Below are 21579 nucleotides of genomic sequence, written 5' to 3'. Positions count from 1 at the left end.
TTCGGACATCTCTTTTTATAATAAAGGTGATAATAATCGATACGTTGATTCCACAATCCGTCTATGAAGACGCCTTTTATGAAAACGATCGACATGAATTTCACTTGATTCTTCTATATCCTCTTTAAAATCTTGAACGAGTTTTCGAATGCTGTCTGTATCATATAAAAAGGCATTTACTTCAAAGTTCAAATGAAAACTTCTCATATCCATATTAGCGGTCCCAATTGAAGCTAAATCGGAATCGACAATGACAACTTTACTATGGAGAAAACCTTTTTCGTATTCATATATCTTTACCCCTGCATCTAAAAGCTCTGGGAAGTATGATCTCGATGCGTAAAAGACGGTGCGCTTATCGGGCTTACTCGGCATTAACAAACGAACATCAATACCAGCAAGTGCCGCTACCTTTAATGCAGATAAAATATCATCATCCGGAATGAAATACGGCGTCGCAATCCAAATGGATTTCCGTGCAGAAGAAATCATAGCAAAATATAAATGTTTAATTGTTTCCCATTTATTATCCGGTCCACCTGCAACGAGCTGCACGCCTCCCCAATGATCCCCCTCAACTGCTTTCGCTTGTAAATATTCAGGGGCTAGCACAGCCTCACCGGTCATATAAAACCAATCTTGAAGGAAAATAAGTTGCAAGCTTTGAACAGCTTCACCACGCAAATATAAATGCGTATCTCGCCAAAAGCCGAAGTACTTATCCTTCCCTAAATATTCATCACCAATATTTAATCCACCTACAAATCCTTCATTCCCATCAATAATAACGATTTTTCGGTGGTTTCGATAATTAATCTTATCGTTTAAAATCGGAAAGCGCACAGGGAAAAACGGAATCATTTCAACACCTGCGTCGTTTAATTCTTCAATATACGAATTCGATAATCTAAAACTTCCAACCGCATCATATAAAAAACGAACAACTACGCCTTCTTTTGATTTTTGTATTAAAATATCTTTAATTTCTGTTCCAAGCTTATCATCACGCACAATGTAATATTCCATATGAATGTGATGTTTCGCTCGTTTTAATCCATCTAAAATGGCCTGAAACGTTTCATCTCCATTTGTTAATGTTCTCGTTTCAGTTTGAAATGAAATATTTAAAGCGCCTAGGCGATCCGCTAAACGAAATAAAAGCTCTTGATGCTTATGATTACGCAAAATTCGTTCTTCGTAATCTTCATGCCCCTTATATTGTAAAAACGCTTGTTCATCGAGCAACGCCTTCTTTTGGAACATTCTCTTCCTCCGAAAGTTCTGTCCGAATAATAAATAAGCGAAGAATCCAAATACAGGAAAAATACCTAACACAATAAGCCATGTAAGTGTTTTTGACGGATGACGGTTCTCTAAGAAAATCACGCAGCCAATTAAAAATGCAGATACTGTAAATAAAATACTAATAATACCTAGAATCGACACATCTTTTATCCCAATTACATCCGAATAAAATGCTACATCAATAAACATACGTAACGAAACAAATAATGCGAACAATAGTAAAACAAAGAAAATCAACTTTAACGTATTTTTCATCTCTTACCTCCTTACTAAGAAAGCTTTCCTATTCTTCATATAAAAAGCCGATTTCATACTACAGAAATCGGCCTACGTTTTAGCAGGAAAATTATTGCGAATTGTTTCAAGCGCATGCTCTTTCACAATTTGTTTCCCATACTCACTTACACGATGAATTGTTAAAGTTGATTCTTCTCCGTACTCTAAAACAATACTTAAAATACGATCAATTTCTTCTTCATCATGTAGCACTTCATCGAATTCCACATATACATAATAGCGGTTCTCAAATGAATACAGCTCATCTTTTATATCTTCAAAGATAAGACGGTGGCTTAATGAAATGACATCTTCCAAATCATTAAACTTAATTAAAAAGCCAAACGTACCATCTTCGTTAAAGTTTGTTCCTGCTTGTTCTTCTACCTCTTCCACTAATTCTTGCTGGAATAATGATTCAATGCCTTCCTCTAGAGGAATGTCTATGATTTTATCTACACCTATTGGTAGTTCTAACTTTTGTCCATCCTTTGAAAGCTCTGCTTTCGTTACAAGTACTTCAATCCCTTTATCGACTGCTTGCACTTGAATCCATAACGGTCCATCAATAAAGAAATCGTCATGATCACGAGCTTCGTCCATCATCTCCCAAAAGAGCTCTTCACTTCGTTCGCGGTCGTACCAAATTTCTTCACGATTAAACCCTCTGTCCTCTATATCAATGTACGTAATAAAAAATTTCATCGTATGGTCATTAATTCTTTCAATATCCAAAATACAACTCTCCCTTCCTGCTTAGAATTGTTATGAAGGGATTCCCCACTCATATGACAAATCAATAGATTCTTGTACTCTCATTTTATGATAAGATTCTCCAGAATGGAAATAAAATCGATTTATTTTACAAAAATAGTTATATGCCTATCTTTATTCGATTGTCTACACAAATATATCATTATAGCGATTTCTTACTCACAAAAAATTTGGACATACATTTCCCCCTTTCCTCGTACACTGTAATAAAGTGAAACTTTTATTAGAGAAGATGATTTAGTCTCTCTCTTCACCACATACATATAGTTCGCTTATTAAAACATCATAAATGGAGGCAGACGAATGGACTTAGAGTTTTTAACATCTGTACTAATGATTGTCGGTATCGATGTTGTATTAGGTGGTGACAATGCAATCGTTATCGCACTAGCTAGTCGAAATTTACCTGAATCGAAACGAAATAAAGCCATTTTGATTGGTACTCTTTTAGCAATCGTACTAAGAATTATCCTTACTATACTAGCTGTCTATTTACTCGACATTCCATTTCTGCAACTTATCGGAGGCGTTTTACTTACATTAATTGCAGTAAATTTACTAACTGATAATAGCAACGATCTTTCTGCTATTCAGGGGAAAACAACTTTATTTCAAGCTGTGCGTACAATTGTATTCGCGGATCTCGTTATGGGGTTTGACAATGTTATTGCCATTGCAGGTGCAGCTCACGGAAGATTTTTACTCGTAATAATCGGCTTACTCATTTCTATCCCGATTATTATTTGGGGCAGCAAACTTATTTTAATACTTATGGAACGCTTTCCATTCCTCATTTATTGCGGGGCAGCGATTCTCGCCTATACAGCCGGAAAAATGGTCACACATGAAGACCGACTTGCAACCTTTTTTCATAACAACCCAAGTTTCACTGCAGGCATTCCTTACTTATTTATTTTCACCATTTTATGCATCGGGATTATCGTGCAACGAGTTCGATTACGGAATGTGAAACATTAAAAAAAACCTTCTACTATATAATAGGTAGAAGGTTTTCATATTATTATAATTAATTTACAAGACGTTGTGCTTCACGTAATTGGAACGTTCTTACTGTACGTGGTAAGAAACGGCGGATTTCGTCTTCATTGTAACCTACTTGAAGGCGTTTCTCGTCAATCATAATTGGACGACGTAAAATCCCTGGATAGTCACGAATCATCTTATATAAATCTTGAAGTGGTAAAGACTCTAAGTTTACATTTAATTCTTGGAAAACTTTCGAACGAGTAGAAATAATCTCATCCGTTCCGCTTTCTGTCATACGTAAAATCTCTTTAATTTCCTCAATCGTTAATGGATCTGAGAAAATATTACGTTCTGTATAAGGAATATGATTTTCCTCTAGCCATAATTTCGCCTTTCTACAAGACGTACAGCTTGGAGAACTATATAATGTTACCATACAAAGCTCACTCTCCTTAAAGAGTACAAATTCTGTACTAATTACAGTTTAAATTTCTAAATTCAGCAATTTTTTGCGATACCTTGTCTTAAAACAAAGTGCAAAAATCGCATTTCATGTAAGCAACAACTTTTAGCAAACAACAATTACTTTTAATAAGTAACTTCTATAATCATTATACAATAGATTTTACAAGAAATATACAGTAAATTTCCTTCTAATTGAGAAAACTCTTCCGTGTATTCCACTGCTATGTAACATGATCACACTCGATTCATCTGTACTTTAACAATACCTCCAACCCTCTTAACACTTGCTTTTCATAGATTATTCATATGATATATAGTTATTTTTCCAGAATCTTTCCTATAAAAAGAGAACGTTTTCTTACCTTTTCTTGATAAATCAATTAAGAAATGTAAGACTATACAATTGAGAATAAAAAGGAACGTTTGTTCTTATTTTAACAAACATTCTCATTCATGTCTATACAATTTCTAAAATAAATCAATAATTTTTCTGACATTTCTTTCTTTTTTATCTTTTATCTCATACAATAAACATACAGACAGGCAAAGGGGGAATTTGCAAATGATTGCTTTTTTTATTGATTTTGTCACGGTTGCTGCCCTCATCATCGGAATAACAGCATTGATTGGTGTCATTACAAATAGCATTGGTGAAAAACTCTTTGGCGGAAAAGAAAAGATGAAGTTTGTTAATAAAAGTTTGGATGTGCAATCCGGCTGGAATCAAGTTGGCGGAAAAGGTATTTATAAGAAACGTACGTATTAAAAAAAGCAGGCAATCACCTGCTTTTTTCTTATTTCTCTACTGACGCCCATTTAAAGCTTAAATCGCCGCCATATTTATGGTTGTACATATTTTTAATTGATTCTCTTTGTATATATGCTCTACCACGCTGATATACTGGAACAATCGCAGCGTCATCAAGTAACATTTTCTCTGCTTCTAGTAAGTTTTTCCAACGAGCATTTACATCGCTTCCATCTTTCTTCGCTTTCATGATAATTTCATCATATTTCGGATTAGAGTATTTCATTTTATTTTGCGATCCGTCCGTTACAAACATATCAAGGTATGTAACTGGATCTGGGAAGTCTGCACTCCATCCAGAGAATGACATCACATAATCGCCCGCATCTTCTAATTTTAGTTTTTGCGCGAATGGTTGTTGTTTAATTTTCACTGTTAAACCTGGTAAATTCTTTTCTAACTCACCTTTTAAATATTCACCCGTTTTCTTCGATAATTCAACGTCTTCATTTAATAGCTCTAATTCGATTTCATTTTTACCAAGTTCTTTTTTACCAGCTTCCCAATACTTCTTCGCTTCTTTCACGTTTGGTTTTACAATATCTCCATTTACAGCACGGAAGTCTTTCTTATCTGGTCCTTTAATGAAGTTATCAGGAATTAATCCTGTTGCTGGCTTAGAACCGTTATTTAATAATGTATCAACGAACGGCTTACGTTCAAAAGCAAGTGAAATTGCTTTACGAATATTTTTATTTGCTAAAGCTGGGTCTTTTTGATTTAAACGAAGGAAGAATACAGATGTATCTTCTACTGTTTGGAAATCTGGTTTTCCTTTATATTTATCGATGAACTCTGCTAATAACGTCGCTCGATCGACTGCGTTTGTTTCATATAAATTAATTGGCGTAGACGTATCTTTTACAATATTAAAGTTTACTTCCTCAATCTTCACTTCTTTATTGTCCCAATATGACGCGCTCTTTGTCATTTTAAAGCTACGTTCATGTTGCCAATCACTTAATGTAAATGGTCCGTTATAAAGTGTTGTATTCGCTTCCAAACCAAACTTCGTACCTTGCTCTTTCACAAACTTTTCATTCACAGGATAGAAGATTGGATATACCATTAAATCTACAAGGTATGGAATTGAATTGTCTAATTCCACTTCTAATGTATGATCATCAATCGCTTTCACGCCTAATTGATCTGGACTCATCTCTTTTTTATTAATTTTCTCTGCATTTTTTATATCATACATAATGTACGCTGATTTCGCAGCTGTATCTGGGTTAATCGCTCTTTGCCATGCGTATACGAAATCCTTCGCCGTCACAGGCTCACCATTTGACCATTTTGCGTCTTCACGTAATTTAAATGTATATTTTTTACCGTCTTCTGACTTTTGGAATTCCTTCGCTACACCAGGAACTAGCTTATCATCTTTACCTAAACTGTATAAGCCTTCCATCGTATTAGTCATTACTCTTGAAGAAACTGCATCAGCTGATAACGCTGGGTCCATCGTTGGAATTTCTTGTGTTTCAATTAAGTTAATAACTTGCTTCGCACCGCTTTTCCCGCTATCCCCTTTTGCGTTCGCTTGCGGTTCATCTTTTTGGTAGCTACATGCCCCTAACATCATGCTCATTGCTACTGTTGACGCTACAAAAACTGGTATCTTTTTTTTCATACTTCCACCCTCCAAAAAAATGTTAGCCCTTTCATTTTCAAACAAATAGAAATATATATGTTCTAACAATTCATATTATACACACAAATATATTTTTTGTATATTTATATTTCTATTTTATTAAAATTTTCTGTTAAGAAATAAACCTTTGTAAACGTTTTATATTGTTGATTTTTCTTACTAAAGTGTTAAAAATGAATTTTATTGTATTTTTCTAAATTATCAGAGAAAAACAAATTTTATATCCTATAATACTTTCTGCATAATTATCCTTCTCTTTTTATCATAAAATAGCACCCTCTTCATATTAAAGATATGTAGGTTAAAATGAGTGCAAAGGATACGAAAGTATGTTACGATACATTTTGCTAAAAATAGATATCGGTAAAGAGGGGACGGACATGACAGCAATTCAGGCAAAAAACGGGCCGACAGAGAAATTAAGTTTATTCTTATTAACATGGCCTATTTTTCTAGAAGTTTTTCTATTTATGTTAATGGGGATCGCTGATACTTTCATGTTAAGTGCATTATCAGACGATGCTGTATCTGGGGTTGGTGCAGCGAATCAATATCTCCATATCGCTATTTTGGTACTAGAAGTCATCGGGAACGGCGCAGCTATCGTCGTATCTCAATACCTCGGTTCCAAACGTTTTATGGAAGCATCTAAAATATCAGCTTTAGCCGTCACATTAAATTTAGTGGTCGGACTCATTATAAGCGCTGGTTTTCTTTTATTTTCAAAACATATGATGATGGCAATGAACTTACAAGGCGATGTACTCATGTATGCGCAAAACTATTTATCCATCGTCGGAGGCGCTATTTTCCTTCAAGCTATTATTAATTCATTAGCCGCAATTATCCGCGTACACGGCTTCACAAAGCAAGCGATGTTTATTTCTCTTGGAATGAATATTATTCATATCGCTGGAAACTACGTACTCATTTTCGGAAAATTTGGTTTCCCAGAGCTCGGTGTACAAGGGGCTGCTATTTCTTCTGCTGTCAGCAGATTAATCGCACTTATCGTTTTCTTCTGGTTACTGTACCGCGTTATGGAATACCGTGTGAAATTACAATATTACTTCACCTTATCAAAGGAATACATCGGGAAAATTTTAAAAATCGGGATTCCATCTGCATTTGAACAGGTTATGTATCAAGCTTGCCAAATTGTCTTCTTATACTATGCAACATACTTAGGAACGGAATCATTAGCGGCGAGACAATACGCTACGAATATTTCTATGTTCACTTATTTATTCGCGATTGCGATTGGTATGGGAACAGCCATTATTATCGGACGCCTCGTTGGCGGTGGTGAAAAAGACGAAGCGTATGAACGCGTATGGAAAAGTGTAAAGTGGGCAATTGGAGTCACTTTATGTATGGTCGCTCTCGTCATTACATTCCGTACACAATTAATGGGACTATTTACAGATAATCCGCACATTATTACGTTAGGTGCATCAGTTCTTTTACTAAGTGTACTACTTGAAACGGGACGTACAATGAACATCGTCATTATCAATTCACTTCGCGCAGCTGGTGATGCAAAGTACCCAGTTTTAATCGGAGCATTCTCTATGGTGTTAATGAGTTTACCACTCGGTTACTTTTTCGCCTTCCATTTAGATATGGGGCTCGTTGGTATTTGGTTAGCGATTGCTATTGATGAATGGACACGTGCCATCATTATGTTCTTCCGCTGGAAAAGTAGAGCGTGGGAACGTTATGCACTCGTTAAACCTGAAGAACAAGAGGAGAGTGTTTCTGTTCAGGCACAGTAATACTCGTTTAATCAAAATGCATGTATTCACTTACAAACAAATATTAACAATAAAACTGTTTATATAGTAGAAAAAAGCCAATCTTCCATAACGGAAGATTGGCTTTTTATTATTGATAAATCTCTTTATACTTCTTATACTCCGCTTCAGAACATAAGACGAAATGTCCTGGGCGAATTTCACGCATTGTTGGTGCTTCACTACCATAATCATGCTGAGATGGATCGTATACGATACGTTTACGATTACGCTCATAATCTGGATCTGGAAGCGGAATTGCTGATAATAGTGATTTCGTATATGGATGAATTGGATTCGCATATAACTCTTCACTTGTTGTAAGCTCAACGATTTGACCACGGTACATTACACCGATGCGGTCACTAATGTATTTTACCATTGATAAATCATGGGCAATGAATAAGTATGTTAAACCTTTTTCTTTTTGTAACTTTTTCAGTAAGTTTACAACTTGCGCCTGGATTGAAACATCAAGTGCTGAGATTGGCTCATCGGCAATGATAAATTCAGGTTCTACAGCAAGTGCGCGAGCGATACCGATACGTTGACGTTGTCCACCTGAGAATTCATGCGGGAAACGGTTTGCGTGCTCTTTATTTAAACCAACTGTGATTAATAATTCATGAACACGGTCCATACGCTCTTTTTTGCCTTTTGCTAGTCCGTGAATATCAATACCTTCTGCAATAATATCCCCTACTGTCATACGAGGGTTTAATGATGCATATGGATCTTGGAAAATCATTTGCATTTTACGGTTGAACTTCTTCAGTTGTGCGCGTGATTTTTTACCATGTACATTTTCACCATCGAACAATACTTCACCAGCAGTTGCATCATATAAACGAATAATCGTTCTTCCAGTTGTCGATTTACCACAACCTGATTCTCCTACAAGACCAAATGTCTCTCCGCGGTAAATATCAAATGAAATATCATTAACCGCTTTGACAACACCACCACTCACGTCGAAGTGCTGCTTTACATTTTTTACTTCAATTAATTTCTCACGTTGTTTAGTCATGTTGTTCACCTGCTTTCATTTGAAGAATGCGTTTTTCAACAACTGCCGGCGGTCTTACTTCTGGAGCTTGCTCGTGAAGTAACCAAGTTGCCGCGTAGTGTGTATCACTTACTTTAAATAAAGGTGGGTCCATTTCAAAATCAATTTTCAGTGCTTGCGGGTTACGTGGTGCAAAAGCATCTCCCTTTGGCGGCTTCAATAAATCTGGAGGCGTTCCAGGGATTGCATATAACTCTTCTTCTGAACCATCTAAACTTGGCATAGATGCAATTAGGCCCCAAGTGTACGGATGTTTTGGATTGTAGAAAATTTCATCAACCGTTCCAATTTCAACAACTTTACCAGCGTACATAACTGCTACACGGTCCGCAACGTTTGCCACTACACCTAAGTCATGCGTAATGAAAATGATTGCCGCTTCTGTTTTTTGTTGAATGTCTTTCATAAGCTCTAAAATTTGCGCCTGAATTGTAACATCTAGCGCTGTTGTCGGCTCATCGGCAATTAATAATTTCGGGTTACAAGCTAACGCCATCGCAATAACTACACGCTGTCTCATACCACCTGAGAATTGATGAGGATATTGTTTTAAGCGCGCTTCTGGGTTTGGAATACCTACAAGGTCGATTAATTCTAATGCAACTTTACGTGCATCTGCTTTACTCATCCCTTGGTGTTTAATAAGGCCTTCCATAATTTGATTTCCAATTGTCATCGTTGGGTTTAATGATGTCATAGGATCTTGGAAAATCATCGCGATATCTTTACCGCGCACTTGTTGCATTTCTTTTTCTGTTAATTTCGTTAAGTCACGACCTTCAAATACGATTTCACCGTTTTTAATACGTCCTGGAGGATTCGGAATTAATCCCATTAACGCCTTAGAAGTAACTGATTTCCCAGAACCAGATTCTCCTACAATCGCTAATGTTTCTCCTTTTTTCAAATCAAAAGTAACACCGCGTACAGCTTGTACTTCACCTGCATGTGTATCAAAGGAGACTTGCAAATCTTTTACCTCTAGCAATGTTTTCATTTTTACTTCTCCCCTCTTTTACTTACGCATTTTTGGATCTAACGCGTCGCGTAATCCGTCTGCCATTAAGTTGAATGCTAAGATTAACATACTGATGACAACCGCTGGGATGAACATCATATGTGGATACGTTTGAATTGATTTATAACCGTCGTTTACAAGAGAACCAAGTGATGCGAATGGTGGCTGAATACCTAAACCGATAAAGCTTAAGAACGCCTCACCAAACACTGCTGTTGGAATTGTAAACATTGTCATTACGATAATTGGTCCCATTACGTTCGGGATTAAGTGTTTTACAATTAACTGTGTATTTGTTGCACCTAATGTACGAGATGCTAATACGTATTCTTGATTTTTTAATTTCAGGATTTGTCCACGAACGATACGCGACATCCCTATCCAACCTGTAATCGCCATTGCGAGTGTAATTGACCATATACCAGATCCCATAATGATTACCATTAAAATTACGATGATTAAGTATGGAATACCGTTAATAATCTCCATAATACGTTGCATAATATTATCTACTCTACCGCCATAGAACGCTGAAATACCTCCATATGCAACCCCAATGACTAAGTCAATTGCTGCTGCTAAAAGAGCGATATATAATGATACGCGCGTACCTTCCCATGTTCTTGTCCATAAATCGCGTCCAAGATCATCTGTACCGAACCAGAAATACTCTTTAATATCACGTTTTTCATATTGGTCAACACCATATTGATCTGTACCGTCAAATGGTAGCCAATGAACATTTTCAATAACAGGAATTTTCGGTGGTAATTTCGCACGACCTAAATCTTGCTCTTTATACGAGTGCTTACTTACCATCGGTCCTAAAATTGCTAGTAATATAATAAGCGCTAATAAAATGAAACCAAACATTGCTCCTTTATGTTGGAACAAACGTCTTCTTACATCTTGCCAAAACGTTAAGCTTGGACGGGCAATGACTTCATTATCAACATTATTTTGATTGGCTTGTTGAAATAAATCTGGAGATAATTTTTGTACATCTTTCATCATTTTTTCCCTCCCGCTAAACGAATACGAGGATCAATAATTCCGTATAAAATATCAACAATGAAAATAACTAAGATGAAAATCGCACTATAGAAAATTGTAGTTCCCATAATAACTGTATAGTCATTCACTGTAATAGATTTAACGAACTGTTCCCCTAGTCCTGGTACAGCATAAATTTGCTCAATAACTAATGTCCCTGTAATTAATCCTGCAACCATTGGTCCTAAAATTGTTACAACTGGAATTAACGCGTTACGAAGTGCGTGTTTGATAATGATAACGCCTTGGCTAATTCCTTTCGCTTTCGCTGTTAAAATGTAGTCAGCTTGCATAACTTCAATTAACTCTGCACGAGCAAAACGTGCGATTGTTGCGATAACTGCCATCGATAAAGCGATTGTAGGCATTACTGTAAACTCTGGTCCTTTCCAGAATGCTACTGGGAACCATCCAAGTTTTACCCCTACGAAATATTGTAGTAATGCGGCGAATACGAACGATGGTACCGACATCCCGAGTACGGAAATAATTGTCGCCCCATAATCGACCCACGTATTGTTACGAAGTGCCGCAACGATTCCTAAAATTAAACCGATAAATGTTCCTAATATAATCGCCTGTAAACCAAGTTGTGCTGATGGTCCAATGCGATCCACAATCATATCTGTTACTGGACGGTTATCATATTGGAATGATACCCCTAAATCACCTTTTGCTAAGTTACCTAAGTAACGTGCATATTGAACTGGTACTGGATCATTTAAGCCATATTTTTCAAGAATGATTTCTTTTTGTGCCGGTGATAGTTTCTCCTGGTTTTTAAGCGGAGAACCCGGAAGTAATTTCATCAAAAAGAAAGTCAGTGTAGTAATTAAAAATAATGTCAAAGCCATGTACACGAAACGTTTTAATACATAACGTCCCATAGTCAAGCACCTCCCCGTTTTTCTCAAAAGCAATAAGATAGTTTTAAATATTCTTACTTTTATTTTTTTAAAATAAGAGCATATGCCCATCATAGGCATATACCCTTATTCATGATGGAAACCATTTTTAGTTTTTGAGTTCAACCCACTTATAGCTAAATTCTCCGCCATATTTATGTTCTAATAGGCCAGTAATTGAGCCACGTTGTAAATAAGCTTTTCCTGGTTGATATACTGGAGCAATCGCTGCATCTTCAAGCAGTTGTTTTTCCGCTTGTAATAATGCATCCCAACGAGCTTGTACATCAACTTCTGTTTTCGCTTTTTTAATTAAATCATCATACGCTGGGTTTGCATAATTTACTTTGTTTTGCGCATTACCTGTCGTATACATTTCAAGGAATGACATTGGATCCATATAATCTGGACTCCATCCCGCATATGACATTGCATAATCTCCACTTGCTTCAAGTTTTAATTTTTGTGCAAATGGCTGCATTTTTGTGGAAACTGTTAAACCTGGTAAGTTCTTTTCAAATTGACCTTTTAAATACTCTCCGATTTTTTTAGCATCATCAGTATCAAAGTTTAATAGCTCTAACTCTACTTTGTCTACACCAAGTTCTTTTTTACCAGCTTCCCAATATTTTTGAGCTTCTTTCATATCCTCTTTTATAAGCTTTCCATTCTCTTCACGGAAGTCTTTTCCATTCGGACCTTTTGCTAAGCCTTTCGGAACAAAACCATATATACCCTCTGAACCATCGTTTAAGATAACTTTGCCGATATTTTCACGCTCAAAGGACATTGCAATTGCTTTTCGGATATTTTTATTTGCTAAAAATTTATTCTTTTCATTTAAGCGAATAAATTGTGTAGATGGTCTCTTAATCGTTTTAAAGTCAGCATCTGATTTGTATTTATCTACAAACTCTGATGTTAAGACTACACGATCAATTGCTTTCGTTTCATATAAATTTATAGCAGTTGAACGATCCTTAACAATATTGAAGTTTATTTCCTCAAGTTTCACTTCTTTATTTTCCCAATACGTTGGATTCTTCTTAAGTTGGAAACTTTGTTCATGCGTCCATTCATTTAATACGAATGGACCATTATAAAGTGTCGTATTGGATTCTAATCCAAATTTTGCTCCTTGTTCTGTTACAAACTTCTCATTCAAAGGATACAATGTTGGATAGACTGTTAAACTTACAAAATAAGGAACAGGGTTATCTAATTCCACTTCAAGTGTATGATCATCAATTGCCTTTACACCAAGTTCTTCAACTGGTAATTCTTTTTTGTTAACTTTCTCCGCATTTTTCACATCAAATAGTATGTAAGCAAACTTGGCACCCGTGTTTGAATCTACAGCTCTTCGCCAAGAATAAACGAAGTCTTTCGCTGTTACAGGTTCACCATTAGACCATTTCGCATCTTCACGTAACTTAAATACATACTTTTTGCCATCTTCTGATTTCTCATAAGATTTAGCGACACCTGGAACAAGCTTATCGTCTTTGCCCAGACGATATAATCCTTCCATTGTGTTATTCATGATGTTAGAAGATGTTGCATCTGTTGATAACGTCGTATCCATAGTTGGGATTTCAGCTGTCTCGGTTAGATTTAACACTTGCTTGTTTGAGGATTTTTCTTTTGCGCCTGCTTTATTATCCTCTTTTTGGTAACTACAAGCTCCTAACATACTGACAGTCAACGTCGATGCAAGTAATAACGGTATCTTTTTCTTCATGTTGTGTTGCCTCCCCTAATTGCACTTCCTGTACCCTCACTTGTAAAAATGTAGAATTGAAAGAATAATCTCCAAGTTTCTACAATTTTCATTATACATATAATATAACAATTGTGAATATAGTTTTTTGTTTTTTTGTTAAAATTTTTAATAAAATGTTTATTTTTTTATTTTTTTGTAAAGGGATACGTTAACATTGCTACCATCATCTTGAAATCAGACCTTTAATTGCGTATAATTTTCAAAAAATTAATTCTAGTACATATTATAGCTTTTATAGTATAATAATTCTAGTAATATTTTGACGGAGGGGAACATTTTGAATAAAGTTTTTTTTCATACTTGTATACTAATTTTCATAGCGATAATCGCTTCTAGTATTGGCGCATTCCTCGTTTCATCGCAATTTTTGTTGAATTTTGTCAATATATCGTTTTATGTCGCACTATTTTTTATTCTTGTTGGCGGTTTTTTATTCATATTTCAAAATGGATTTTTCAATGTAACAATTTACGCCTTCCAAAGAGTATTTGGTACGAACAAAAAAATTGAGTCTTTAATTGAAGAAGTAGAGGAACCTGTCGATAAGAAAGAACGTATTTATAAAACATATTCATTCAAATGGACGTATCCAATTTGTATTACAGGTATCGTTCTTGGGTTGTTCTCGACCCTCATTAGCTTTACTATTTTGATGTAGTTTGCAAACACTATCCCATATGATATAATAATCAGCAAAACATTTTGTTATAAAACTTTAGTTCTTTCATATTAAAAGAGCTCAGGTAACAATAAATAATTTTATATGTATGCGATGATAAAGAAGAGTACATATTGAGGCAATTTCAGAGAGCTTGTGGCTGGTGTGAACAAGTAATTGTACAGTATGGAATGGGCTTTTGAGCACCAAACCGAACCGAAAGTAGTAGGCTTTGGCGTTATATCCAAACGTTATTATGGATTAGAGAGATTTCACAGTAGTGAAATAATTAGGGTGGTACCGCGGTCCATTCGTCCCTATAGTTTTTTGGGATGAATGGGCTTTTTTGTTTGCCTTCTCTTCCCTATCACGCATTCAAATTTAGGAGGAATTACTTATGTCAGTTATCTTTTCTGGTATTCAGCCGAGTGGAACGATTACACTTGGAAACTATCTAGGAGCTATGAAGCAATTTACAGAGCTTCAAAATGAACACGACTGTTATTTCTGTATTGTAAACCAACATGCGATTACAGTACCTCAAGATCCCGTACAACTTCGTAAAAACATTCGCAGTCTTGCTGCGCTTTATGTAGCATGCGGCATCGATCCTGAAAAAGCTACTTTATTTGTACAGTCAGAAGTACCAGCACACGCTCAACTAGGATGGATTATGCAATCAGTTGCTTACGTTGGAGAATTAGAGCGTATGACGCAATATAAAGATAAATCTTCTGGTAGAGATTCAGTTCCAGCTGGATTACTAACGTATCCACCATTAATGGCTGCTGATATTTTACTTTACAACACTGAAATCGTACCTGTTGGTGATGATCAAAAACAACATATGGAATTAACACGTGACCTAGCAGAGCGTTTCAACAAACGCTTCCGTGAAGTGTTCACTGTTCCTGAAATTCGCATTCCAAAAGTAGGAGCTCGCGTTATGTCATTAACAGAACCTACGAAGAAAATGAGTAAATCTGATCCGAATCCAAAATCGATGATCAGCATGCTTGATGAACCAAAAACAATTGAAAAGAAAATTAAGAGTGCTGTAACTGACTCTGAAGGTATTGTGAAATTCGATAAAGAAAACAAACCTGGAATCTCTAACTTATTAACAATCTACTCTTCATTCTCAGGAAAAACAGTAGAAGAAATCGAAGCAATGTACGAAGGAAAAGGATACGGAGACTTCAAAGGCGACCTAGCACAAGTAGTCGTAGATGCAATTCGTCCAATCCAAGACAAATATAACGAACTAATCAGCTCACCAGAACTAGACGAAATTCTAGACAAAGGTGCCGAAAAAGCAAACCGTGTTGCATTCAAACAACTACGCAAAGTAGAAAACGCAATGGGGTTAAGTAGAAAACGTAGGTAATGTAAAAAGCGGAAGCGGCTGGCTTAGAATGTGAGGGGGATGGAGCTCCTGACGTAGTGGCGCTTTTTGCCTCGTAGGAAGGCGCGAAGCCACCGAACATTCTTGCCGCTGGAGCTGGATTGCTATATAAAGCGGAGGCAGCTCGTTCAGCTCTGACTGGCTAAGGTTCTTTCCCACAGAAGGTGCTTTTTACCTTCTCGTGGGGAAGGTTCTTAGACACGAAGAGCTCGCTGCTGGAGCTGGATTTCTTAGAATGCTCGCTGAAGCCAAGTTACAGCAAATTAAAAAACCGCCAATTGGCGGTTTTTTAATTTACCTTCTGCTCGTTTTCCATTTCCCATAACTTTTCAAAGAATGGCTGTCCTTTTACGAGACGCTCGCATAATTGTTCGTGCTTCTCAGACCAGCCTGCTTTCGCTTCATCATACAGTCTAGACCAAATATCTTCAAATTCCATATGTTGAACCATTCCGTATGCTGATGGATCCCACTCTGTGAACCAATAGCGAATTTCCGCTGTGTTTTTCGTTGTATGTAATTGATCTAACGCCATAAATAATAATTGTTTAAGTTGTCTTTCTTTACGAGTTAAACCATTCATAATGAAAGGTGATGGTGATAAAATATGATGTTCTTTTTCCATTTCTTCTACTTGGAACTCAAATTTTTCTGCTTGTACGCTTTCTACCATCTCATATACCATCTGCTCTTGGCGCGGTATAAGTCTACTTTTTCGAATTGGTACATTGTAACCAATTGTGTCGATCGCAATAATTCCTTTTCCATCTGTAACAACAAAGCAATACTCTTGCTGCAAACGTTCATGATTTTTACGAATATAAGCCTTATGATGTACGTCTTCCAACAACTTTTGCGGAAGCTCTAACAATTCGTCTTCGATGTAATGATATAATGTGGAATCTACTTTTAATAATGGCACTTGATCTAATAGCTCAATCGTATCATCTTTTCGCCATTCGTAAAAATGACAAACGTTATACCCATTCTCTTCACCTTCAAACCAATTTACCCATACATCATGTAGATATAACATTCACTACCCCTCACTTCACTACTGTTTGTATCAATCATTATGTTCAATTTTTCTTAACTTTATTCCACCTAAGGAAATATATTCTAATTAATATTTTTTCTTCTATTAATACTAAAAAAACAGGAAATAGAGATCCTGTTTTTTATATATGAAATGTATTTGCTTTATTCAATATCGCTTTTGCATCTATAGATAATAAAGAAAGCGTATCTTCTCCTTCCGAAGTTACACAATCTTTGACAATATGAAATCCAAGTGCATAGCCAAGCATCTTCGGATAAGAATGAAATCCATTTAATAAGATGTCATGCTCCCTTGTTCCTCGTTTTATACTTATTCTTTCATGTACAACGTTTTCCCAATAATAAATAGCCTCTTCTTTTGAAAGATACGTCGTCCACGGTGCATTGTTTTTTTCTGAATATCTTTCCGTTACTGCTTGCTCAGCTAGCCCTTCCATAATCATCGTATCAAGTAATGTATATTCTGTTTCTTTCTTCTCAATTTGATGTAACCTACATATGTGATGATATTCATGCGCCAATAACACTTTTAATTCTTCCACCGAATTCCGTCCGCATACGAATAAGAAAATAACGTGACGCATAGATAATCCAGCCCTTCCGTTATACTCTTCTTGTACAGTTCGATTATAGGAATCTGATAATAAAATAAAGACAGGGACATCTGGACCTTTCAACCAATCTTTCAGTTTCTCATACTCCGTACGTAATTCTTTCCAAATTCCCTTCTTCTCTAACTCTTTAATTTCCTGTTCTCCTCGTATAACCGGGCGATACATACCTTTAGAAATTAAAAAGCGATACAATCTTTCTTTTGGCAGCGGGATATACTTCGTAAACTTCTCACACAGCTTTTCTGGCCGTCCATAATATAGATGTAACCACTCAGCAGTTTCAACAATCCCCATCTTTATCCCTCCTTTTTCTTATATATATGCAAAAGGAGAAAAAGGCGTAAAAATAAATAAGGAGTTTTTTCGCAATATATTGCGAAAAAACTCCTTATTTCATCTATTATTTATACGATTTAAATACTAATACTGCGTTATGACCACCGAATCCTAGTGAGTTACTTAATACTGCATTTACTTCTTGTTGTCTCGCTTTATTCGGCACGTAATCTAAGTCACATTCTGGATCTGGTGTTTCATAGTTAATTGTTGGAGGGATTACTCCGTCTGTAATTGATTTAATCGAGAAGATCGCTTCAACAGCACCAGCTGCTCCCAATAAGTGACCTGTCATTGATTTCGTTGAGCTAATTGCCACCTTATACGCATGCTCACCGAACGTTTCTTTAATTGCCATCGTTTCATACTTTTCATTCGCATCTGTACTTGTACCGTGCGCATTAATGTAATCAATATCTTCTGGCTGTAGACCTGCATCTGCTAAAGCTTGACGCATTGCACGCACGCCGCCTTCACCGCCAGGAGCCGGCATTGTAATATGGAACGCATCACCAGTTGCACCGTAACCAGCGATTTCCGCATAAATGTGAGCACCACGAGCTAATGCGTGCTCTAATTCTTCAAGAATTAAAATACCTGAACCTTCACCCATTACGAAACCGCTACGATTTTTATCGAATGGACGGCAAGCTGTTGCTGGATCTTCATTAAATGTTAATGCTTTCGCTGAACTAAATCCTGCAAATGCCATACTTGTTAATGGTGCTTCTGCTCCGCCAGTTATCATTGCATCAGCATCACCGCGCTGAATTGCTTTAAATGCATCACCAATTGAATTTGCACCAGATGCACAAGCCGTTACAGAACAAGTGTTAATTCCTTTTGCTCCTGTTGCGATTGATACTTGACCTGCTGCCATATCTGGAATCATCATCGGTACGAAGAATGGGCTCACGCGGCGCGGGCCTTTCTCAGTAAAAATCTTAAATTGTTCTTCGTATGTTTCCATACCGCCAATACCAGAACCAATCCATACACCAATTCGAGGTCCGTTTTCTTCTGTAATTTCAAGCTTTGCATCTGCAACTGCCATTTTCGCTGCTGCTACTGCATATTGTGTAAAGCGATCCATACGGCGCGCTTCTTTTTTATCAATATATTTCTCGACTTCAAAGTCGTTAATTTCTGCTGCTACTTTTGCTGGAAATAGTTCCGGATCAATTCTTGTAAGTCGTCCGATTCCAGATACACCCTTTTTAATGTTTTCCCACGCTGTTTCAACATCTGTACCGATCGGTGTAACAGCTCCTAGTCCTGTAATTACGACCCTCTTTTTTTCCATACAAAATACACTCCTTTTTTTCTCTCAGTCCTTATTTACCCCAACGAAGAGCAACTGCTCCCCATGTTAATCCGCCGCCGAAACCAACAAGTATAATTAAATCACCATCTTGAATACGTCCATTTTGCAATTCCTCTACCATTGCAATTGGAATTGAAGAAGCTGATGTATTACCAAACTTTTCAATTGTCATACTCATTTTTTCTTGTGGTAAATTTAATCTCTCTCTTGCAGATTCCATAATACGAATATTCGCTTGATGCGGTACTAAGAAATCCACATCCTCTTTTGTAAGACCGGCCTTATCCAGCACGCGAAGACAAGATTCACCAAGTTGACGAACGGCAAATTTAAAGACTTCTCTGCCATTCATCATAACATACTCGTCTTGATATAGATGCTTACCGCCACTTCCGTCTGCTCCTAATTCGAAAGATAGAACGCCTCTTCCTTCTGAAACAGCCCCCATTACGATAGCACCGGCTCCGTCTCCAAATAGTACTGCTGTATTACGATCATTCCAGTCTACAATTTTAGATAGTTTATCACTACCAACTACTAATACATTTTTATAAGTTCCCGTTTGAATAAATTGCTGCGCTGTAATCATTCCGTACATAAAACCAGCACATGCTGCACCTACATCCATTGCAGCTGCATGTTTCGCTCCAATCGCTTCTTGAATGACACAAGCTACTGCTGGAAACGCACGATCTGGTGTTACTGTCGCTACTAAAATAAGATCGATATCTTCTCCGCTAATCCCTGCATCTTCAAGTGCTTTTTTAGCAGCCTCTACGGCCATATATGAAGTATCTATTGTATCATCGGCAATGCGTCTTTCTGCAATTCCCGTTCTCGTACGAATCCATTCATCGGATGTATCCATTATTTTCTCTAAATCGTGATTTGTGACTACTTTTTCCGGCACATATCTTCCGATCCCTAAAATGCCCACGTTCACATCGCAGCCCTCCGTTTTATATCAATTATTATGACTTGGTACTAATTTTAAAACATAAATGTATTTTTGTCTAGAATATATTTCAGCTAAAACATAAAGCTAGGCATTATTCACTTTATTGTTTATTAAAAGAAACAGAAACATACCTTTCCTGTTTCTTTTGAAATATAAAAAGGCCCGAACCGCTTCTATTCACGGTTCGAGCCCCTCTTCCATCTAAAAAAGAAGGTTTTATTCTTTATCTGCTTTCCCAAGCTCATATGCTTCGTTCATAACTTTCATCAATAACTCTAATACTGGTTGTGCTTTCTCCATATCAAGCGCAATTCCATTATCATCTAAAATGGCCTTTGCTTCTGGTAAATGCTTCATTGCGATTTGTAAAAATTGCATACTTTTCTCATTCATATTATGTTCTTCCTCTCCATTAAAACTTTCACATACATAGTGTAACACGCTCGCTATCCTTCGTATAACTCTTTATATTTTTTCATATGTGCCAATTGTTTATTTAAACCGTATTCTAACGGAGTATTTCTTTTTATCGAAATAACCTCGACAGTATCATCTCTTTCTTCTTCATTCTCTTTATTCACTTTATCCTCTGCACGTAAAAGGTTCATACCTTTTTTCCATAATGATTTTTTACCACTAAGTAAATTGTATATACCGAGATGCTCCTCGTTCATTCCATTTTCCCATAAGTATTCACATACATCTTCCACGTACAGTAAATCACTTCCGTTTTCCTCACTCGCATAATGGCACTCTTTCTCATCCAGTTCTGATAAAATGAGCTGATGGTACATCATAAAAGATGGTTGCCATGGCCCATATAATATAGGAACTCGAAATACACTATATTGTAACTCTCCTTTTTTCAATCCTTCTTCCACTTTCGAAAATAGACGTTTATTTTCGGACTCATCTGTGTTTCCTACTTCAATAGAAGAAATTAGATTTAACTTCACTTTATGTTCTTCACACAATCTTACAATTCGCTTTAAATACTGTAATATGACCCTTTCATTCCGAAAGCCACTTTGTTGATTTGGCTCATACAAGCAAAAGTAAACCGTATCGAACCTCTCTCCTTCTACTGATCTCCATCCATCTTCATCTCTTATCGAATAATACGTAAATAACGCATTTCGCCCAATTAACAATAACTTCTCTTCATTAATTTTTGTCATATTCTCGAATTCATCAAAATCAAGACCGTACACTTCTACTTCTTCTGCAATCATTTTATTCACAAGGTGATAACCTACAAACGTAAGTGCACCTATAATTAGCACGCGCTCCATACCACCAACCCTTTCTCCTTGAAACAAATAGCTCCTCATTTATGTA

20 protein-coding genes and 1 other annotated feature are annotated in these 21579 nt (G+C 36.5%); of the genes, 5 read left to right on the top strand and 15 right to left on the bottom strand.

Going from position 1 to position 21579, the window contains the following annotated elements; all coding sequences use genetic code 11:
• Nucleotides 1-15 precede the first annotated feature (15 nt).
• Nucleotides 16-1560 carry a cardiolipin synthase gene (locus tag PDL00_RS19555; protein WP_000799208.1) on the bottom strand — a complete coding sequence of 515 codons (1545 nt, stop codon included), beginning with the start codon at nucleotides 1558-1560 and terminating at the stop codon, nucleotides 16-18.
• 72 nt (nucleotides 1561-1632) lie between these two features.
• The gene (gene mecA / locus PDL00_RS19550) at nucleotides 1633-2316 is read right to left on the bottom strand and encodes an adaptor protein MecA (protein ID WP_242251441.1); all 684 of its coding nucleotides are present in this window, start codon (nucleotides 2314-2316) and stop codon (nucleotides 1633-1635) included.
• 342 nt (nucleotides 2317-2658) lie between these two features.
• On the opposite strand from mecA, the gene PDL00_RS19545 reads away from it, so the two are divergent.
• Complete coding sequence (locus PDL00_RS19545) at nucleotides 2659-3333, top strand: TerC family protein (RefSeq protein WP_098596768.1); 675 nt, start codon at nucleotides 2659-2661, stop codon at nucleotides 3331-3333.
• A 49-nt stretch (nucleotides 3334-3382) separates the two neighbouring features.
• Here the strand turns inward: PDL00_RS19545 and spx are convergent, their stop codons facing one another.
• Nucleotides 3383-3778, bottom strand: coding sequence for a transcriptional regulator Spx (spx, locus tag PDL00_RS19540; RefSeq protein ID WP_000258267.1), 396 nt, complete (start codon nucleotides 3776-3778; stop codon nucleotides 3383-3385).
• 591 nt (nucleotides 3779-4369) lie between these two features.
• Here spx and PDL00_RS19535 point away from each other — a divergent pair.
• Nucleotides 4370-4573: a hypothetical protein gene (locus PDL00_RS19535; protein ID WP_000559978.1), complete on the top strand. Its 204-nt coding sequence runs from the start codon at nucleotides 4370-4372 to the stop codon at nucleotides 4571-4573.
• A gap of 28 nt (nucleotides 4574-4601) precedes the next feature.
• On the opposite strand, the gene PDL00_RS19530 is transcribed toward PDL00_RS19535, so the two are convergent.
• Complete coding sequence (locus PDL00_RS19530) at nucleotides 4602-6248, bottom strand: peptide ABC transporter substrate-binding protein (RefSeq protein ID WP_063260239.1); 1647 nt, start codon at nucleotides 6246-6248, stop codon at nucleotides 4602-4604.
• A 350-nt stretch (nucleotides 6249-6598) separates the two neighbouring features.
• On the opposite strand from PDL00_RS19530, the gene PDL00_RS19525 reads away from it, so the two are divergent.
• A complete protein-coding gene (locus PDL00_RS19525; protein ID WP_242251445.1) occupies nucleotides 6599-8044 on the top strand; it encodes an MATE family efflux transporter in 1446 nt (481 codons plus the stop codon).
• Between the two features lie 109 nt (nucleotides 8045-8153).
• Here PDL00_RS19525 and PDL00_RS19520 read toward each other — a convergent pair whose 3' ends face one another.
• From PDL00_RS19520 to PDL00_RS19500, 5 genes are all read right to left on the bottom strand, one after another.
• The gene (locus tag PDL00_RS19520; RefSeq protein ID WP_242251454.1) at nucleotides 8154-9089 is read right to left on the bottom strand and encodes an ABC transporter ATP-binding protein; all 936 of its coding nucleotides are present in this window, start codon (nucleotides 9087-9089) and stop codon (nucleotides 8154-8156) included.
• Complete coding sequence (locus PDL00_RS19515; protein ID WP_000854348.1) at nucleotides 9082-10125, bottom strand: ABC transporter ATP-binding protein; 1044 nt, start codon at nucleotides 10123-10125, stop codon at nucleotides 9082-9084. The genes PDL00_RS19520 and PDL00_RS19515 overlap by 8 nt, the downstream gene beginning before the upstream one ends.
• A gap of 18 nt (nucleotides 10126-10143) precedes the next feature.
• Nucleotides 10144-11160 carry an oligopeptide ABC transporter permease gene (opp3C, locus tag PDL00_RS19510; protein ID WP_048559566.1) on the bottom strand — a complete coding sequence of 339 codons (1017 nt, stop codon included), beginning with the start codon at nucleotides 11158-11160 and terminating at the stop codon, nucleotides 10144-10146.
• Nucleotides 11157-12086 carry an oligopeptide ABC transporter permease gene (gene opp3b, locus PDL00_RS19505; protein ID WP_000534165.1) on the bottom strand — a complete coding sequence of 310 codons (930 nt, stop codon included), beginning with the start codon at nucleotides 12084-12086 and terminating at the stop codon, nucleotides 11157-11159. The genes opp3C and opp3b overlap by 4 nt, the downstream gene beginning before the upstream one ends.
• 127 nt (nucleotides 12087-12213) lie before the next feature.
• Nucleotides 12214-13845, bottom strand: a complete 1632-nt coding sequence (locus PDL00_RS19500; protein WP_270730770.1) for a peptide ABC transporter substrate-binding protein — start codon at nucleotides 13843-13845, stop codon at nucleotides 12214-12216.
• A gap of 319 nt (nucleotides 13846-14164) precedes the next feature.
• Between PDL00_RS19500 and PDL00_RS19495 the strand changes: the two genes are divergently transcribed.
• Both PDL00_RS19495 and trpS read left to right on the top strand, forming a co-directional pair.
• The gene (locus tag PDL00_RS19495; RefSeq protein WP_001044993.1) at nucleotides 14165-14545 is read left to right on the top strand and encodes a DUF3899 domain-containing protein; all 381 of its coding nucleotides are present in this window, start codon (nucleotides 14165-14167) and stop codon (nucleotides 14543-14545) included.
• 105 nt (nucleotides 14546-14650) lie between these two features.
• Nucleotides 14651-14867 (top strand) — a binding site (T-box leader).
• Between the two features lie 75 nt (nucleotides 14868-14942).
• Entirely contained in the window at nucleotides 14943-15932 is a 990-nt protein-coding gene (trpS, locus tag PDL00_RS19490) for a tryptophan--tRNA ligase (protein ID WP_270730767.1), read from the top strand.
• Nucleotides 15933-16239: 307 nt separating this feature from the next.
• Here the strand turns inward: trpS and PDL00_RS19485 are convergent, their stop codons facing one another.
• The 6 genes from PDL00_RS19485 to PDL00_RS19460 form a co-directional block, all read right to left on the bottom strand.
• A complete protein-coding gene (locus PDL00_RS19485; RefSeq protein ID WP_270730765.1) occupies nucleotides 16240-16986 on the bottom strand; it encodes a YjbA family protein in 747 nt (248 codons plus the stop codon).
• 142 nt (nucleotides 16987-17128) lie between these two features.
• Nucleotides 17129-17917, bottom strand: coding sequence for a DUF2268 domain-containing protein (locus PDL00_RS19480; RefSeq protein ID WP_242251461.1), 789 nt, complete (start codon nucleotides 17915-17917; stop codon nucleotides 17129-17131).
• Nucleotides 17918-18023: 106 nt separating this feature from the next.
• A complete protein-coding gene (fabF, locus tag PDL00_RS19475) occupies nucleotides 18024-19262 on the bottom strand; it encodes a beta-ketoacyl-ACP synthase II (protein WP_000412643.1) in 1239 nt (412 codons plus the stop codon).
• A gap of 31 nt (nucleotides 19263-19293) precedes the next feature.
• Entirely contained in the window at nucleotides 19294-20226 is a 933-nt protein-coding gene (gene fabH, locus PDL00_RS19470; RefSeq protein WP_071713724.1) for a beta-ketoacyl-ACP synthase III, read from the bottom strand.
• A 231-nt stretch (nucleotides 20227-20457) separates the two neighbouring features.
• Nucleotides 20458-20634, bottom strand: coding sequence for a ComZ family protein (locus tag PDL00_RS19465; protein WP_001986215.1), 177 nt, complete (start codon nucleotides 20632-20634; stop codon nucleotides 20458-20460).
• 53 nt (nucleotides 20635-20687) lie between these two features.
• On the bottom strand, nucleotides 20688-21560 hold the full coding sequence (locus PDL00_RS19460) for an NAD-dependent epimerase/dehydratase family protein (protein WP_242251463.1): 873 nt from the start codon (nucleotides 21558-21560) through the stop codon (nucleotides 20688-20690).
• Nucleotides 21561-21579: the final 19 nt, after the last annotated feature.

The sequence above is a fragment of the Bacillus cereus group sp. TH152-1LC genome (assembly GCF_027710505.1).
GTDB lineage: Bacteria > Bacillota > Bacilli > Bacillales > Bacillaceae_G > Bacillus_A > Bacillus_A mobilis.
This window is presented reverse-complemented; position numbering and strand designations above follow the sequence as displayed.

Excerpts from the sequence above, each read along its gene's own strand:
- fabF (WP_000412643.1), bottom strand. The coding sequence starts at position 19,262 with ATGGAAAAAAAGAGGGTCGTAATTACAGGACTAGGAGCTGTTACACCG.
- opp3b (WP_000534165.1), bottom strand. The coding sequence starts at position 12,086 with ATGGGACGTTATGTATTAAAACGTTTCGTGTACATGGCTTTGACATTA.
- spx (WP_000258267.1), bottom strand. The coding sequence starts at position 3,778 with ATGGTAACATTATATAGTTCTCCAAGCTGTACGTCTTGTAGAAAGGCG.
- PDL00_RS19545 (WP_098596768.1), top strand. The coding sequence starts at position 2,659 with ATGGACTTAGAGTTTTTAACATCTGTACTAATGATTGTCGGTATCGAT.
- opp3C (WP_048559566.1), bottom strand. The coding sequence starts at position 11,160 with ATGATGAAAGATGTACAAAAATTATCTCCAGATTTATTTCAACAAGCC.
- PDL00_RS19515 (WP_000854348.1), bottom strand. The coding sequence starts at position 10,125 with ATGAAAACATTGCTAGAGGTAAAAGATTTGCAAGTCTCCTTTGATACA.
- PDL00_RS19555 (WP_000799208.1), bottom strand. The coding sequence starts at position 1,560 with ATGAAAAATACGTTAAAGTTGATTTTCTTTGTTTTACTATTGTTCGCA.
- PDL00_RS19500 (WP_270730770.1), bottom strand. The coding sequence starts at position 13,845 with ATGAAGAAAAAGATACCGTTATTACTTGCATCGACGTTGACTGTCAGT.
- PDL00_RS19535 (WP_000559978.1), top strand. The coding sequence starts at position 4,370 with ATGATTGCTTTTTTTATTGATTTTGTCACGGTTGCTGCCCTCATCATC.
- PDL00_RS19485 (WP_270730765.1), bottom strand. The coding sequence starts at position 16,986 with ATGTTATATCTACATGATGTATGGGTAAATTGGTTTGAAGGTGAAGAG.
- trpS (WP_270730767.1), top strand. The coding sequence starts at position 14,943 with ATGTCAGTTATCTTTTCTGGTATTCAGCCGAGTGGAACGATTACACTT.
- PDL00_RS19525 (WP_242251445.1), top strand. The coding sequence starts at position 6,599 with ATGTTACGATACATTTTGCTAAAAATAGATATCGGTAAAGAGGGGACG.
- PDL00_RS19520 (WP_242251454.1), bottom strand. The coding sequence starts at position 9,089 with ATGACTAAACAACGTGAGAAATTAATTGAAGTAAAAAATGTAAAGCAG.
- PDL00_RS19465 (WP_001986215.1), bottom strand. The coding sequence starts at position 20,634 with ATGAATGAGAAAAGTATGCAATTTTTACAAATCGCAATGAAGCATTTA.
- PDL00_RS19530 (WP_063260239.1), bottom strand. The coding sequence starts at position 6,248 with ATGAAAAAAAAGATACCAGTTTTTGTAGCGTCAACAGTAGCAATGAGC.
- PDL00_RS19480 (WP_242251461.1), bottom strand. The coding sequence starts at position 17,917 with ATGGGGATTGTTGAAACTGCTGAGTGGTTACATCTATATTATGGACGG.